Source organism: Umezawaea sp. Da 62-37, from assembly GCF_032460545.1.
GTDB lineage: Bacteria > Actinomycetota > Actinomycetes > Mycobacteriales > Pseudonocardiaceae > Umezawaea.
The window spans coordinates 9,305,955-9,320,735 of record NZ_CP135965.1 but is presented as its reverse complement, the minus strand read 5'-3'; the positions used below and the strand labels follow the sequence as shown (position 1 = coordinate 9,320,735).

At 71.6% G+C, this 14,781-nt stretch carries 7 protein-coding genes and 1 tRNA gene; 6 read left to right on the top strand and 2 right to left on the bottom strand.

Annotated features, from left to right (window positions below; all coding sequences use genetic code 11):
* Nucleotides 1–13: 13 nt before the first annotated feature.
* A tRNA-Leu gene (locus RM788_RS42185) sits at nucleotides 14–96 on the bottom strand.
* Between the two features lie 119 nt (nucleotides 97–215).
* Between RM788_RS42185 and RM788_RS42180 the strand changes: the two genes are divergently transcribed.
* Both RM788_RS42180 and RM788_RS42175 read left to right on the top strand, forming a co-directional pair.
* Nucleotides 216–1,538: a M20/M25/M40 family metallo-hydrolase gene (locus RM788_RS42180; protein WP_315934893.1), complete on the top strand. Its 1,323-nt coding sequence runs from the start codon at nucleotides 216–218 to the stop codon at nucleotides 1,536–1,538.
* A 378-nt stretch (nucleotides 1,539–1,916) separates the two neighbouring features.
* Nucleotides 1,917–3,368 carry a M28 family peptidase gene (locus RM788_RS42175; RefSeq protein WP_315925852.1) on the top strand — a complete coding sequence of 484 codons (1,452 nt, stop codon included), beginning with the start codon at nucleotides 1,917–1,919 and terminating at the stop codon, nucleotides 3,366–3,368.
* Between the two features lie 47 nt (nucleotides 3,369–3,415).
* On the opposite strand, the gene RM788_RS42170 is transcribed toward RM788_RS42175, so the two are convergent.
* A complete protein-coding gene (locus tag RM788_RS42170; protein WP_315925850.1) occupies nucleotides 3,416–5,203 on the bottom strand; it encodes a non-ribosomal peptide synthetase in 1,788 nt (595 codons plus the stop codon).
* Between the two features lie 473 nt (nucleotides 5,204–5,676).
* Here RM788_RS42170 and RM788_RS42165 point away from each other — a divergent pair, with 473 nt between their 5' ends.
* The 4 genes from RM788_RS42165 to RM788_RS42150 are packed head-to-tail and all read left to right on the top strand — an operon-like array spanning nucleotide 5,677 to nucleotide 14,766.
* On the top strand, nucleotides 5,677–9,606 hold the full coding sequence (locus RM788_RS42165) for a condensation domain-containing protein (RefSeq protein ID WP_315934892.1): 3,930 nt from the start codon (nucleotides 5,677–5,679) through the stop codon (nucleotides 9,604–9,606).
* 14 nt (nucleotides 9,607–9,620) lie between these two features.
* The gene (locus RM788_RS42160) at nucleotides 9,621–13,310 is read left to right on the top strand and encodes a non-ribosomal peptide synthetase (RefSeq protein ID WP_315925848.1); all 3,690 of its coding nucleotides are present in this window, start codon (nucleotides 9,621–9,623) and stop codon (nucleotides 13,308–13,310) included.
* On the top strand, nucleotides 13,307–13,486 hold the full coding sequence (locus RM788_RS42155; protein ID WP_315925846.1) for an MbtH family protein: 180 nt from the start codon (nucleotides 13,307–13,309) through the stop codon (nucleotides 13,484–13,486). Before RM788_RS42160 ends, RM788_RS42155 begins: the two co-directional genes overlap by 4 nt.
* Nucleotides 13,483–14,766, top strand: a complete 1,284-nt coding sequence (locus RM788_RS42150) for an ATP-grasp domain-containing protein (protein WP_315925844.1) — start codon at nucleotides 13,483–13,485, stop codon at nucleotides 14,764–14,766. Before RM788_RS42155 ends, RM788_RS42150 begins: the two co-directional genes overlap by 4 nt.
* The last annotated feature ends 15 nt before the right edge of the window (nucleotides 14,767–14,781 follow it).

The following is a 14,781-nucleotide window of genomic DNA, read 5'->3' as shown; positions in this document are numbered from 1 at the left end:
TCCCAGCTGCGCGTGACCGAGGGGGGACTTGAACCCCCACGCCCGTTAGGGCACTAGCACCTCAAGCTAGCGCGTCTGCCATTCCGCCACCCGGTCCTTCGGCTTTCGCCGTGGTGTGTGCATAGATTACATGATCGTTCCCGCAGGCCAAAATCGGGGGGTGTTTGGAGGGGCGTTGGGGGTGGAAGCGGTGGTAGGAAGGCTGCGTGAGTGACATGGGAGATGGTGCGGGGCTGCTGGTGGCGCAGGACGAGGTCGTGGAGTTGGCCAGTGAGTTGATTCGGATCGACACGACGAACACGGGTGATCCCTCGACCGTGGTCGGGGAGCGGGCGGCGGCTGAGTGGGTGGCGGAGAAGCTCGCTGAGGTGGGGTACGAGACGACGTACGTGGAGTCGGGGGCCAAGGGGCGGGGGAATGTGATCGCCCGGTTGGCGGGGGCTGATCGGGAGCGGGGGGCGTTGTTGGTGCATGGGCACTTGGACGTGGTGCCCGCTGACCCGTCCGAGTGGTCCGTGCATCCGTTCTCGGGGGCCGTCCAGGACGGGTACGTGTGGGGGCGTGGGGCTGTCGACATGAAGGACATGGTGGCGATGTCCTTGGCGGTGGCTCGGCGGTTCAAGCGGGACGGGGTCGTGCCGCCGCGGGACATCGTGTTCGCGTTCCTGGCGGATGAGGAGGCGGGCGGGTTCTTCGGGGCGAAGTGGCTGGTGGAGAACCGGCCGGAGCTGTTCGAGGGGGTGACCGAGGCGATCAGTGAGGTGGGGGGCTTCTCGGTCACGTTGAAGGACGACGCTCGCGCGTACCTGATCGAGACCGCCGAGAAGGGGATTCGGTGGTTGACGTTGCGGGTGCGCGGGACCGCTGGTCATGGGTCGATGATCCATCGGGACAACGCGGTGGCGAAGTTGGCCGAGGCCGTGACGAAGTTGGGGAACCACCGGTTCCCGCTGGTGATCCGGCCGTCGGTGCGGGAGTTCCTGGACGGGGTCACGGAGATCACCGGGTGGGACTTCCCCGAGGAGGACATCGAGGGGGCGGTGGGGAAGCTGGGTGCCCTGTCGCGGATGATCGGGGCGACGCTGCGCGACACGGCGAACCCGACGATGTTGTCGGCCGGGTACAAGGCGAACGTGATCCCGTCGGTGGCGCAGGCCACTGTGGACTGTCGGATCCTGCCTGGTCGGGAAGAGGCGTTCGACCGGGAGTTGGCGGAGCTGCTGGGGCCGGACGTGGAGCGGGAGTGGGTGGGGCTGCCGCCGGTGGAGACGACGTTCGACGGGGCGCTGGTGGACGCGATGGCGGCGTCGATCACGGCGGAGGACCCCGGCGCGAAGGTGCTTCCCTACATGCTGTCCGGGGGGACGGACGCGAAGTCGTTCCAGCAGTTGGGGATTCGGAACTTCGGGTTCGCGCCGTTGAAGCTGCCCGCGGATCTGGACTTCTCCGCGTTGTTCCACGGGGTGGATGAGCGGGTGCCGGTGGACGCGTTGAAGTTCGGTGTGCGGGTGTTGGAGCGGTTCCTGCGCAATTCATGACCGCTGCCCGGTCGGGGACGGGATCGTCCCGTCCACGGCCGGGTGGTCACGTCCTCCTCGGCCGGTGCGTCCGCTGCTTCCGCCAGCGGCAACGGCGGCCCCCGAAGTCAATCCGCCCGTGACCCGAATCGGCGGTACGACCCGCCGGGTGTCGACAACTAACCTGAACCCTGCCTGTCCCGTTGAGGGATGGCGCGAGCTGTTGCTCCTGGGGAACGTGGAGTCGTCGAACCACCGCGGTCGCGGAAAGCGCTTCCACGCGGGCGGTCGAGCGCGCACGGGTGTGAACCGCCGGTCGCGCTCGGAGTCGGTTCGGTCTCTGCGTTGTGCGCCAACGGAGCGTCCATTGCACCGACAGGATTCAGGGGGATTTCCTTTATGAGAAGGACAGCACTGCGGAAAGCCGTATCGCTGTTGGCCGTTGCCGTGCTCGCGCTGCCGATCGGCGCGGTCGGCGCCGCGAACGCGTCCGGAAGGGCCGGGTGGTTGGCTGATCGGATGTCCGAGAAGGTCACCGGGGACGCCGTTGCCCGGCACCTGCGCGCGTTGACGACGTTGACCGCGGCGAACGGGGGACACCGGGATTCGGCGTCGCCCGGCTACACGGCCGCGGCCGACTACCTGACCACGTCGCTCCAGCGAGCGGGGTACGTGGTGCAGCGCCAGGAGTTCAGCTTCCGCGACTACACCATCCACTCCGAGCGGGCGGACGTGGTTTCGCCGCAGGCGCGCGTTCTGCATCCGCAGATCGCCCGGTTCACGGTGTCCACGCCGGCCGAGGGGCTGACCGCGGAGGTCGCGGTGCCCGGTGTGAAGGACACCGGGTGCGATCCCGAGGACTACGCGGGGCAGGACGTGCGCGGCAAGATCGTCCTGGTGCGGGTCGAAGGCGGCTGCTTCATCACGCAGAAGCAGCTCACCGCGGCGGCCGTGGGCGCGTCGGCGATGCTGATGAACGTCAACTCCCCCAACCCCGACCTCAACCTGCGCTACCGCATGGTGCCGCCGGAGGACGCGCGCGTTCCGGTCGCCACGCTGCCGCGGGGCGAGGCCGAGCAGCTGATGGCCGACGTCGCGGCCGGACCGACCTCGGTGCGGATCGACCTGCGTGGCGAGGAGTCGACAACCCGGACCTTCAACCTCCTGGCCGACACCCCCACCGGTCGCGCGGACAACACGGTGGTGATGGGGGCGCACCTCGACAGCGTGGACACCACGCCGGGTGCCAACGACAACGCGGCCGCGTCGGCAGCGGTGCTGGAGACGGCGCTCCGGCTGAAGCAGTACACGCCCTTGCTGCGCAACAAGGTCCGCTTCGCGTGGTGGGCCGCCGAGGAGAAGGGGTTGTCGGGTTCCCAGTTCTACGTGGACAGCCTGACCGCTGAGCAACGCGCACATACCGCGCTGTACCTCAACCTGGAGATGATCGGCTCGCCGAACTTCGCGCGCCAGGTCTACAGTGGACAGACTCCGACCGGCCCCGCCCCCGCGGGCTCCGAACGGATCTCCCAACTGGTCAAGGGGTACTTCGCGGGCGAGGAGCTGCCGACGGCCGACCTGGTGCTCGACGGGCGGTCCGACCACACCGCGTTCGTCAACGGCGGCATCGCCTCGGGCGGGGTCAACGGCGGTTCCGACCGCCTCAAGCCCGCCGAGTGGGTCGACCTGTTCGGCGGCGTGGAGGGGCAGATGCTCGACCCGTGCTACCACCAGCTCTGCGACGGGTACGGCAACGTCAACCAGACCATCTTCGAGCAGTTCAGCCGATCCATGGCCTGGGCTGTGGGCAGGTTCGCCATTGACACCTCGGACGTCAACGGGGTGCGCTGACCCAAGCCCGGATCGGGTGCCCGGCCACCGGGCACCCGATCCGGGTGTCAGAGCTCGACGACGGGAGCCCGGACCGCGGTCGTCCGCCCACCCAGGACGCGGGCGAGGTCCACGATCGTCGGGTGGTCGAAGAGCTGGGCGATGGTGAGGTTCGGGTAGTGCCTGCGCAGGCGCGCGTACACCGCCAGCGCCTTGAAGGAGTCGCCACCGCTCTCCAGGAAGCGGTCCCGCGGCCCGAGGTCGGCGCGGCCCAGCACTTCGGACCAGACGTCGGTGATGACGCGTTCGTCGTCCGAAAGAGGAGCACCCGTGCGCGGAATCGCGTCAGGTGCTTCGACGAGGGCGCGTAGGGCGGAGGTGTCGACCTTGCCGTTGTCGGTGACGGGGATCTCGGGGACGAGGTGGAAGCGACTCGGCACCAGCTCGGTGGGCAGTCGTTCCAGCAGCGGTCGCGCCAGTCCCCTCGGATCAGCCGTCCCGACGACGTAGGCGACGAGTTCCAGCGGACCGCCGTCCACGCGCTCCCCGCACACCAGGGTCTGACGGACACCGGGCAGGGCGAGCAGGACATTCTCGACCTCGCCGGGTTCGACGCGGTGGCCCCGGATCTTGACCTGGCGGTCGGCGCGGCCCAGGAACTCCAGGACGCCGTCCGGACGCCGCACGACGACGTCCTCGGTGCAGTAGAAGCGTTTTCCGTTGAGCAGGGGGAACTTCTCCGCGGTCAGGGCCGCGTTTCCCCGGTAGCCGTCGGCCAGGCACGCCCCGCCAATGTAGAGGATTCCGGATTCCCCGTCGGGCACGGGGTGGCGCCGCTCGTCGAGCACGCGCAGGTCCACGCCGTGCATCGGGACTCCGATCGGCACGCGGACCGCGTCCGGATCGGGGCGGACCTCGTGCGCGGTCATCACGATGGTCGTCTCCGACGGGCCGTAGCCGTTGAACACCAGGAGGTCGGGGCGCGCGGCGTGCATCGCCGCGGCGAGCCGGGGCGGGAACACCTCGCCCGCCAGCATGACCGCCCTCGTCGGCAGCACGGCGGCCAGGTCGCCCGCACCCGCCATCGCGTCGAGCTGGGAGGGGGCGAAGGTGATCCAGTCCACCGGGTGCTCGCGGACCTCGGCGGCGAACGCCTCCGGGTCCAGGGTGGTCCGCCGGTCGTAGACGTCGAGTCGCGCGCCCGTGAGCAGCGCGCCGTACACGGACACCTTCCCGAGGTCGGCGGCGAACGTGGTGGCCAGGCCGTAGCTGGTGATCTCCCGGTCCCCCAGCAGGCGGGTGAAGCCGTCGACGTAGTTCAGCACGGCGCGGTGGGTGACCTCCACCGCCTTCGGCGCACCGGTGGACCCCGAGGTGAACACCAGGTACGCCACGTCGTCGGGTGTGCGGTCCTCGACCGTTCGGTACCGCCCGTGGGCGGCAGGGGTCCGTTCGACCACGACGGCGCGATCCCGCAGGGCTTCGGACAGCCGCGGGAGGTTGCGCTCGTCGGTGACGACAGCCGCGGGCGCGGCCAGGTCGAGGACTTCGGCCAGCCGGGTGTCCGGGTGCGCCGCTTCCAGGTGCGCGTACGCCGCGCCGACGGCCCAAGCCGCCAGCACGCCGACGACCGATCGGGGCGACCGGTCCACCACGACCGCGACCACCGCGCCGGGCCCGACACCCAGTTCGCGCAGGCGGTCGGCGACGCCGCCCGCGAGCGCACCGAGTTCGTCGTAGGTGAGCACGGTGTCGCGGTGCCGGACGGCCGGGGCACCTCCGTTGAGGGCTATGACGTGCCGCACGAGGGAGGCCGCAGTTGACTCGCGGTGTTCTCCCGCAGGTGGCTTCACCACTCGATTGCTCCTTTCCGGTGAAACCTATTTCACTCTCCGTCGCTTTCAGTATCGCGAACGGGGCGGTTACTCCGATTCAGCAGTGTTGCGATCACGACTGCGAGACAGACCAGAGCAAGGTCGAATTCGAGAGTATCGATGATCACGGGGAGGTGTCAACGACGGCGCGGATGATGCCGGGAAACACCTTCGGGAAGCCCGATTCTATCGTTGACTTGTAGGTTTGCTTTGTTGACAGCATCGACCTCCATGCTACAGTCGAACTGGCCTGGAAAACGTACGTACGTTACCGCCGACAGGGGAATGGGGAATTCCACTGGACGTATCATGAGCTCCTGAGCAGCGGCCGGATCCACACCAAGGTCGCTGCATATCGAAGTGTTAAACGAAAGTTTCGTTTTGCCTGCGCCCATGGTTGCTGGGGCAACCGTGTCTGGGAGACGCCGCGCGGGCATGAATTTCGACTGTTGCGCGTGGTGACGTGCGCTTGTCGTGCACTGTGGCACGTGAAGTCGTACTTGCACACCAATCTGCCGCGAATATCTCTTCGCGGGAATTCGACGTGCTTTGACTTGGATTGCGGACGCGACTCATCGGAATGGGGTCTATTCGTGTCGCACGAGGACGACAATGATGTTGCGATCATCGGTGTTTCATTCGAATTGCCGGGTCACACGGACTGGAAGTCGCTCGCCTGCCTTTTCCGGTCGGGCACCGACCGCGTCGGGCCGATGCCCACCGCACGCGCCCGTGAAACAGGGGTCGACATCGGGCCCGACGACCAGCACGGCGCGTGGCTGGACCACATCACCGGTTTCGACACCCGCTACTTCGGCGTTTCCAGGGCGGACGCCGAAATGGTCGACCCCAGGCAGCGCAGAATGCTGCACCTCGCGGTCGCGGCACTGGGCGACGCGGGATACGCGCCCTCCGAGGTGCGAGGTCGAGACGTGGCTGTCGTCGTCGCCGCGTACGGCGGGATCGAACCGACGTTGCGCGAACTGCTGCCCGACGACAGGGCGGTGACCGGTCCCGCGATCATCGGCAGCATGCGGGCCTACGCCTCGGGCCGCGTCTCCTACCACCTCGACCTGCGAGGTGCGGCGACCATGGTGGACACCGCTTGCTCGTCGTTCCTGGTCGCCCTGCACGAGGCACGGTGGAAACTGGCCCGCGGGGAGCACGAACTCGCGCTGGTGGGCGGCTACGAGGTGATCCTCGGGCCACCGCCGCGCCGCGCGTCGGGTGGCGACGGGCTCGGCGTGCGGTCGGCAGGCGGCCGGTGCCGCCCGTTCGACGTCGACGCGGACGGCACCACGTTCGGGGAAGGTGGCGGGTTCGTCGTCCTCAAGAGGCTGTCCGACGCGCGCCGCGACGGGGACACCGTGCACGCGGTCATCCGCGGGAGCGCTGTCAACCAGGACGCGGGCCGGGCGGGCGGGCTCACCTCGCCGAGCCCGGCCGGGCAGGCGGAGGTGCTGGTCAAGGCGTGGCGGGACGCGGGCATCGGTCCCGCGGACCTTGGCTACCTAGAGGCGCACGGCACCGCGACGCGCATCGGGGACCCGATCGAACTCCAGGGCATCGGACTGGCGATCGCCGAATGGTCCGCGATCGCGGGCCGGATACCGATCTCGTCGGTGAAGGGCAACTTCGGTCACCTGGACTGCATGGCGGGTTTCGCCGGTCTGCTGCGGGTGATCACGCAGTTCCGCGTGGGCGAGGTGTTCCCGACGGCGCACTTCCGGGCGGTGAACCCGTTGGCGGACCTGGATTCCACCCCTGTGCGAATCGCCGACCGGGTACTCCCCTGGGTCGCCGACGGACCTCGCGTCGCGGGCATCAGCAGCTTCGGGCTCAGCGGCACCAACGCGCACGTGGTCGTCGAGGAAGGAACGCCCGCCCAGGGGGAAAGCACCCTGGGGGAAAACACCCGGCCGTCCACAGTGGTCGTGTCGGCGCCCGACCGGGCAGGACTGCACGACCTCGTCGCACGGCTGCGCGTCGCGGTGGAGGCGACGGGCGGAGCCCCGGTGGTCGACCTCGCCCGCCAGTTGGCCGTCGGCCGCGAGCACTTCCGCCACCGCGCCGCCTGGGTCGTGCGCGACCGGGACGATCTGCTGCGCGTGCTCGCCGTGCCACCGGACGACCTGCCTCCCGCTTCGCCGCCACCGGTCGTGCTGGCCATGGGCGGCGAGGGGGACGAGCCCGCGGCGGACGAACTCGTGCGCTGGGCGGACTCGTACCGGGGTTGCGCCGACGTGATCGCCTCGGCGTGCGCCGTCCGGCCCTCCGGGACGTGGTCGGCCGCCGAGCGGTCCGTCGTGCGCGTCGCCTGCCTGCGGGCGCTGGTGGCCGACCTGGGGGTCGTTCAGGCGCTCGTGCTGACCCACGGCAGCGGGACGACTGCGGCGGCGTTCGGCCACGACGGCGGCGACCCGCGCCCCACCACCGGTTCGGCGACACCGCCGGATCCCGACCGGCTCGGCGCCGCCCTCGCCACCGTCCCCGCCGGGGCGGTCGTCCTCGACCTCGCACCGGGCAGCGCGTTGAGCACCGCGCTGCACGCCTTGCGCCCGGCGCCTGGGGTGCTGCGCGCGGGGACGCCGGAAGAACTCCTGCGCGAACTGCACCTGGCGGGCTTCGACCTCGATTGGCGGGCCGCCCTGCCCCCCGTGCGGCGGCGGTGGCGCCTGCCGGTGGCCCGGCTGCTCGACGAGCACTGCTGGCCGCAGGCCGCGGAGCCGGGAACCGCGCCCGCCGCGCGCGACCTGGACGTGGCCGAGCAGGTCCTGGAACTCGTGCGGGCGGTGCTCAAGGAGCCGGGGACCACGCTGGCCGACGACTTCTTCGCGGTGGGCGGCGACTCGCTCAACGGTGTCCTGCTGGTCAACCGGATCAACGAGCACTACGGGATCGACCTGGACGTCCTCGACCTGTTCGACCAGGCCGACCTCGCCGAGCTGGCGAAGGCGGTGGAGGCCGGGATCGCGGAGGCCGGACCGCCCGCGGTCGCCGCGGCGGGAGACCAAAGCGCCGCCGCCGACCCCGACCCGCTCTCCGAACCCCTCTCCGGGCCGCTGTCCGGGCAGCAGACCGCCATCTGGGCGGCGAGCCAGCTCTCGCCGGGGTCGAACACCTACAACGTGGCCGAGGTCCTGCTGTTCGACGGCACGGTCGATCCCGACGTGGTCCAGCGGAGGTTGGCAGCCATGGTGCGGCGCCACCCCGCGTTGCGCACGGTCCTGCGGGACGACGAAGACGGTGTCCGGCAGGTCGTCCTCCCGCACCTCGACGTCGTCCTGGAGCGGATGGAGGTCGACCTGACGGGTCTGCTGGACGCGGACGGACGCGACGAGCTGACCACCGCGATGGCGGGCGTGATCGAGCCCGCGCTGTCTCCCTACGACCGCGCGCTGCGCGCACAGCTGGTCCGGGCGCGGTTCGCCGACACCGAGCGGGACGTGCTGGCGCTGACCGTGCACCACCTGTTCGGCGACGGCTGGTCGTGGCGGGTCCTGCTGGAGGAGCTGGAGCACGGCGACCCCGGCTCCACGCCCGCCCGGAGCCACTTCGACCACGTGCGCGACCAGGCCGCGGCGCTCGCGGGCGACCGGGGCCGCGTGCTGGAGCGGTTCTGGGCGGACTACCTCGCCGGGTTGCCCGAGGTCGCGCTGCCCGCCGACCACGAAGGGTCCGCCGCCGTACCGGGGGCGGGCGAGGTGCTCCCCCTGCCGCTGGGCCCGGACATGGTCGACCGCCTCGGGGCCCTGGCCCGACAGGAACGCGCGACGGTGAACATGGTGCTGCTGGCCGCGTGGGCGGTGCTGCTGTGGAAGATCACCGGCGTCCGGGACCAATGCGTGGCCATCCCCGTCAACGGCCGGAAAGCCGGTTACGACGACGTGGTCGGCTGCTTCGTCAACACCGTCGTGGTCCGCGTCGAGGTGCGGCCGGACGAACCGTTCACCACCTTCCTGGCCGACGTGCGCCGGGCCCAGCTCGCCGCCGTGGCGCACGCCGACCTGCCCACCGACCGGATCGTGCGGCTGGCGCGCCCCAACAGCACCGCGATGCTCGCGGAAACCGACTTCAGCTACTACGCCGGGGTCGAAGCCGTCACGCGGCTCGGCGGCACCGCCTGGCGCGCCGAGACGATGGACGTGGACCCGGCGGCCCCGGCGTACCCGATCACCGTGTCGATCCTGGAGTACGGCGCCGAGATCCGCGCACACGTCAAGTACGCCGCCGACCGGTTCCGACGGGACACCGTCGAGGCGTGGCTGGCCGACTTCGGATTCCTGCTGGCCGGGCTGGCCCGCGGCGAGGACGAGTCACCGATAGCCCTGTTCGACGACGGCTCGCCCGCCGAGGCCGTCGCGCTTCCGGACTTCCAGTTCTGACCCTGGGGAGTGTCATGAGCGCCAGCACCACATCCTTGGCGAGCCGGGAGTACTGGCTCGCCCGCGCGGACGACGTCCGCGCCGGTGACACCGCTGTCGCCGGACTGTTCGACGTCTGCCACGGCCCGGCCGACGCGGTCCGGCCGTGGGACGCGGGCACCGCGTCCCGGCTCGCCGCGATCACCGGCGGCGATCCGGTCCTCGGTTGGACCGTCGTCGCCGCCGCGACCGCCGTGGCGTTGCGCCGCTTCGGCGCGCACCAGGCCGTGACCCTGCTCGCCGGGCCGCCGGGCGTCGCGCCCTTCCCACTGGTGGTGCGCCCACGACCGGGGTCGACCTTCCGGCAGTGGCTGGGCGAGGTGCGCGTCGAAGTGGCCGAGGCCATGTCGCACGGGGAGTCGGGCCTGCCCCGCCCCGCGCTGGCACTGGTCTGGGACGACCTGCCGGACGCCGCGGACGTGGCGCTGGTGTGCGGCGCGACCGGGATCCGCGCCCGCTCGGCCACGGGGGTGGGGCACCTGCTCGACGCCGTCGCCACCGTGCTCGACGAGGGGCTGGCCGACCCGGACCGGACCCTGGCCGAACTGGGCGTGCTCGACGCGGCCGCGGCCGAGGTGCTGGCCGGGTTCAACCGGACCGGCGCCCTGGACAGCAGCACGCCCTACCGGGACCTGCTGCTGGAGCAGGTGCGGATGCGGCCCGGCGCGGTGGCCGTGCGGGACGACACCGAGTCCTTCACCTACGCCGAGTTGTACGAGCGCGCGACCGCCATCGCCCACCGGCTGCGGGCCGAGGGCGTGGGACGGGAGACCCCGGTGGCGCTCGTCGCCCCCCGCAGCGCCTGGTTCCTGGTGACGGCCGTCGGGATCCTGTTCGCGGGAGCCGCGTACGTCCCGGTCGACCCCGCGTCCCCGCCCGCCCGGCAGGCGGACCTCGTCCGCCGCGCTGGCGCGCTGATCGCCGGACCGGAGGTGCCGCCCTTCGAGGGGCTGGTCCGGTTCGACCCGAGCGAGCTGCGGGACGCCGTCGGGGACGGTCCGCTCCAATCCGCCGCACCCGGTGACCTGGCCTACATCATGTTCACCTCCGGGTCGACCGGCGCGCCGAAGGGCGCGTGCGTCGAGCACGGCGCGTTCCTGAACCTCCTGGCGACCAGGGTGGTCGACTACGGGCTGCGGCCCGGTGCGCCCGTTCCGCAGACGGCGCCGCTGACGTTCGACCTGTCGATCTGGCAGTTGTTCGCGGGCCTCACCTCGGGCGCGACGGTGTGCGTGGTGGACGACGACGACGTGCGCGATCCGGCCGTGCTGCTGGAATCGGCCGTCCGGCTGGGGTTCGCCTGCTTCGCGCTCGTGCCCACCTACCTGGTCGTGCTGCTGGACGAGATCGCGGGGACCCCCGGTCTCGCGGACCGGTTGCGCGAGCGGCTGCGGCTGGTGGTCTCCACCGGCGAGGTGCTCAGCCCGGCGCTGGCCGCGCGCTGGCACGCGGTGGTGCCGGGTGTGCCCCTGCTCAACGCCTACGGGCCCGCAGAGGTGGCCGACGACGCGACCGGTGGGCCGGTGAACGCCGACGAGCACCGGCACACGCCGGTCGGGCGCGTGCTGCCCAACGTGACCGTGCACGTGCTCGACACCGACCTCCAGCCGCTGCCCCCCGGAGTCGTCGGGGAGATCCACATCGGCGGCCGCACCGTCGGCCGCGGCTACTTCGGCGCCCCCGCGCTGACCGCGTCGGCGTTCTTGCCCGACCCGTTCGCCGCCGAACCCGGCAGCCGCCTCTACCGGACCGGCGACCGCGGCTACTGGCGCGCCGACGGCGCGGTGGTGCTGCTGGGCCGTGCCGACAACCAGGTCAAGGTCCGGGGCAGGCGGGTCGAACTCGGCGAGGTGGAGCACCTGCTGGAGTCCTCGCCCGACGTGGCGCGGGCCGTGGTCGAACTGGTGGACGAATCGACCTCCGCCCGCCTGGTCGCCTTCGTCTCCCCAGCACCCGGCAGGCAGGTGGACGACGATTCCCTGCGCGGGTTCGCGGCCGACCGACTGCCGGACTACATGGTGCCGCACGAGGTCGTCGTCCTGGACGGATTGCCCCGCAACAACAACGGCAAGGTCGACCGGCTCGCCCTGCGAGGACTGGCCCCGCGGACGGGGTCGGAGGCCGACTACGTCGCACCCCGCACCGAACTGGAGCGGGTGCTGTGCGAGGTGTGGTCCGCGCACCTGCCCGCCGCGGACCGGATCGGTGTGCGCCACGGGTTCTACGCGCTCGGCGGCGACTCCATCGTCGGCATCCGGATCGTGCAGGAGGCCCAGCGCCGCGGCATCGCGCTGCGCCCGCGGCACGTGATCGAGAAGCAGACCGTGGAGGAACTGGCCAAGGTCGCCATGTGGATCGCGCAGGCGCCACCGCCCACCGGCGGCACCGGCGACGACAGCGGACCGCTCGTGCCGGCCCAGCTGTCGTTCCTCGCACGCGGCGTGCCGAACCCCAACCACTGGAACCACGGCGTCTCGTTCGACCTGAACCGCCCGTTCGACCTCGCGGCGATCACCGCCGCGGTGGAGGTGCTGGCCCGGCGCCACCCGGCGCTGCGGACCCGGTTCGACCTGTCCGGAGAACCCCGCCAGTACGCGGTGCCGGACGCCCCGCCGGTCACCGAGTTCGACCTGCGCGGCGTCGACGACGTCGACGCCCACGCGCACCGGTCGGCCACCGAGCTGCACGAGCGGCTGGACCTGCGCACCGGACCGGTCTCCCGCTTCGGCGTGCTCCGGTTGTCGGACGTGCCGGACCGGGTGGTCGCGGTGGTCCACCACCTGCTGGTCGACCTGTTCTCGTGGGACCTGATCACCGAGGAGCTGGCCGCCCTCCTGCGCGACGGCGACGACCGCGCGCTGCCCCCGCCCGGCCCGTCCTACGCCACCTGGGCCACCATGCTGGCCGACCACGTCCGCGCGGACCCGTCGCGCCTGGACGTCGGCTACTGGCTCGACCGGGACTGGTCGACCTGCGCCCAGGTGGTCGAGGACGGGGTGGCGGGCACGGAGGGGACGGTCGGCGAGGTCCGCACCGTCCTCGACGAAGACCTGAGCCGGGCGTTCGCCGCGGCGGGCGCACCGGGCGGGCCGACGGTCTACGAGCGGCTGCTCGCCGCGCTCGGCACGGCCCTGCGCACGTGGACCGGGACGGACGGCGACGTGCTGGTCCACCTCGGCGGCCACGGCCGCGAGGACGTCCTCGACCTCGACCCCACCAGGGTCGTCGGCTACTTCAACTCGGCGTACCCGTTCGCACTGCCGCTATCGGCCACCGCGGACGACATCGCTCGGCAGCACCGCGCGATCCCCAACCGCGGTCTCGACTTCGAGGCCGCGCGCTTCCTGCACCCCGATCCGGGGGTGCGGGAGCGGCTGGCCGCGGTGCCGACGCCGCGGCTGCTGTTCAACTTCTGGGGGACACCGACCTACCTCACGGCGGGTGACGACGTGCTCGGCGGAGTGCGGATCCACGGCACGGGCGTCGACCGCGACCCGGCCATGCCCCGCCTGTCCGCGCTGGAGTGCTTCGTCGTGTTCGCCGGGCCCCTGCTGACCGTGTCGTGGGTGCACAGCCGCGAGCTGATGCCCGTCGACCGGGTGCGGGAGCTCGCCGACGCCTTCACCGACGCCCTGGGCACAACTCGAACCGGGAGCCAGTCATGACCCACCTCGTCGTCGTCAACCACGAGGAACAGCACTCCGTGTGGCCCGAGGCGCGCGCGTTGCCCGCGGGCTGGAACGCGACTGGCTTCAACGGCACGCGGGACGAGTGCCTGGAGCACATCGCCCTGGTGTGGACGGACATCCGCCCCGCGTCGGCGCGTTCGGAGATCCGGTGAACCGCCCGCTGGTGGTCGTCTACGACCTGGGTGCGGCGCCGCCGGGGGACATAGCCGTCGGCCTCGCGCCGTTGACACCGCTGCTCTTCGCCATCCCGGTCAACGAGCACACCACCGCGATGCGCCCGCTGCTCGAGCAGTTCGGGCAGGTCGTGGAGGTCGAGTCGGAGGAGTCCGTCGACGACGCCGCCGAATGGCTGGCGGCTCGCGGCGCGGCGGGCATCGTGACCTACAGCGAGAAGGCGCTGCGGCTGACCGGAGCGCTCGCCCGCGCGCTCGGCCTGCCCCACCTCGGCGACCACGCGCTCGCACCGCTCACCGACAAGGCCCGGCAGCGCGCCGCCCTGCGCGCCGCGGGCGTCGACGCGGTGCGCTTCCACGCGCTCACCACGCCGGACGACTGGGCGGCCGCCGCCGCGGAGACCGGGCTGCCCGCCGTGCTCAAACCGCTCTACGGCGGCGCGAGCACCAACACCTACCTGGTGCGGGACGCCGCTGAGGGCGACGCGCTGGCGCGCCGCCTGCTCGAGGAGGGCGCACCCGGCTACGACCCGCACGGCGGGCTGATCCTGGAGGAGTACCTGCCCGGCCGGGACTGCGGGCCGTTCGGCGACTACGTCTCGGTCGAGAGCCTCGTCGTGGCGGGCCGGATCGACCACATCGCGGTCACCGGGAAGCTGCCGATGGTGCCGCCGTTCCGGGAGACCGGCCGGTTCTGGCCCCCCTCGCTGGACACCGTCGAGGAGGACGAGGTGCGGACGATCGCGCGGGACGCGATCACCGCGCTGGGCATCACCACGGGGCTGGTGCACACCGAGCTCAAGCTGACCCCGTCGGGACCTCGCCTGATCGAGGTCAACGGGAGGCTCGGCGGTGGCATGAACGAACTGGCGATCCACGCCCTCGGCGCCAACCTGGTCGAGGCGGGCGGGCGGGTCGCGCTCGGGGAGGACGTGAAGCTGCCGGAACTGTCCACCGACGAGGTGTTCTTCCACCAGTTCCACCCCGCGCCGCGACGGCCGTGCGTGCTGGTCGGCGTCGACGGCGGCGACGATGTCCGCGGGATGTCCGGCGTCGGCGTGTACCGGGTGTTCAGCAGGCCCGGCGCGGCGCTGGCGGGCGGGGTGCACACCCAGGAGATGGACATGGTGATCGGTCGGGTCGCCGACCACGCGGAGTTGGCCGCGCTGGCCGCGGCCGTCGACGACCGGCTGGTGTTCCGGTTCTCCTTCGACGACGGCGACCTCGCGGTCAGCGGCGCCGACCTCGGCGCGCTGTGACGGATCGGAGGGATG

What these genes read in the sequence shown, in the direction of transcription:
- RM788_RS42180 (WP_315934893.1), top strand. Translation starts at nt 216, where the DNA reads ATGGGAGATGGTGCGGGGCTGCTGGTGGCGCAGGACGAGGTCGTGGAG.
- RM788_RS42175 (WP_315925852.1), top strand. Translation starts at nt 1,917, where the DNA reads ATGAGAAGGACAGCACTGCGGAAAGCCGTATCGCTGTTGGCCGTTGCC.
- RM788_RS42160 (WP_315925848.1), top strand. Translation starts at nt 9,621, where the DNA reads ATGAGCGCCAGCACCACATCCTTGGCGAGCCGGGAGTACTGGCTCGCC.
- RM788_RS42155 (WP_315925846.1), top strand. Translation starts at nt 13,307, where the DNA reads ATGACCCACCTCGTCGTCGTCAACCACGAGGAACAGCACTCCGTGTGG.